Below are 1,222 nucleotides of genomic sequence, written 5' to 3'. Positions count from 1 at the left end.
CGGCCATCTCGCCGAGCATTTTGTCGCCGACGTCTCCGACGAGGCACAGGTCGAAGCGGCCGTGAAGGGTGCTATCGAAAAACTCGGACCGGTCACCGTGCTGTTCAACCACGCCGGCACCATCGTGATAAAGCCCTTCCTGAAGACCACGGTGCAGGAATGGGATTGGCTGCATGCCGTCAATGTGCGCTCGATGTTCCTGATGACGCGCGCCGTTTTGCCGGGCATGATTGCGGCCGGCGGCGGCTCGATCGTCTGTACTTCGTCGATCTCGGCGGTGGCGGCGACTCCCAACGAAGTGCTCTACGACACCACCAAGGGCGCCTGCCACATGTTCGCCCGCGCCATCGCCGTCGAGTTCCGCGATCGCAACATCCGCTGCAACGCCGTCTGCCCCGGCTTCATCCGTACACCGCACGGCCTGCGCGAGGTCGCCGACCTCGGCAGGCTCGGCGTCGACGTCTCCGACGCGGCACTGGCCGCGCAGCAGGGCCGCATCGGCGAGCCGGAAGAGGTGGCGAGGGCAGCGCTCTACCTGGCCAGCGACGAGTCGAGCTTCGTCAACGGCACGCATCTGTTCGTTGACAATGGTTTTACGGCGATGTGAGGCTCCAGGGACAGGTTCTTCGTCCCAGGGACAGCTTGTCGCCCTTCCTCTACCCCGTCGATCGGGGGAGAGGAAAGGCACCAAGTCCTGCTCGTCTACCGTTCTTCCCGTCGAAACGGCTTGAGCAGCGCCGACGGTGCCGTCGCGTTGCGCGACATCACCGCCATGGCGACAATGGTGAAGATGAACGGCAGCATCAGGAACGCCTCGTAGGGGATGTGTCCGAGCCCGCTGGCCTGCATCCGCAGCTGCAGCGCATCGACGAAGGCGAACAGCAGCGCCGCCCCCGCCGAGCGCCACGGATCCCAGCGGCCAAACACGACCAGCGCGATCGCCACCCAGCCACGCCCCGAGACGACGCCGAAGGTGAAGGCGTTGAACTGCGCCATCGACAGGAAGGCGCCGGCCAGCCCCATCAGCGCACCACCGAGGATGACCGCCTGGAAGCGCGTGGCGATGACACTGACCCCCGCCGAATCGGCGGCCCGCGGATTTTCACCGACCATGCGCACCGACAGACCCCATGGCGTGCGATAGAGCACGAAGGCGGCGAGCGGAATGGCCAGGATCGCCATGTAGACCAGCGCGAACTGGTTGAACACCGCCGTCCCGAGC

General features: G+C 65.8%; 2 protein-coding genes. One reads left to right on the top strand and one right to left on the bottom strand.

What is annotated here, in order from left to right; translation table 11 throughout:
• Nucleotides 1-607, top strand: a 607-nt coding sequence (locus EN750_RS35095) for an SDR family oxidoreductase (protein ID WP_145968230.1), incomplete at its 5' end; no start/stop codon positions are given.
• Nucleotides 608-702: 95 nt separating this feature from the next.
• On the opposite strand, the gene EN750_RS35090 is transcribed toward EN750_RS35095, so the two are convergent.
• Nucleotides 703-1,222, bottom strand: a 520-nt coding sequence (locus EN750_RS35090) for an ABC transporter permease (protein ID WP_145968229.1), incomplete at its 5' end; no start/stop codon positions are given.

It is taken from the genome of Mesorhizobium sp. M7A.F.Ca.ET.027.03.2.1 (assembly GCF_003999175.1).
In the GTDB taxonomy this organism is placed as follows: domain Bacteria; phylum Pseudomonadota; class Alphaproteobacteria; order Rhizobiales; family Rhizobiaceae; genus Mesorhizobium.
This window is presented reverse-complemented; position numbering and strand designations above follow the sequence as displayed.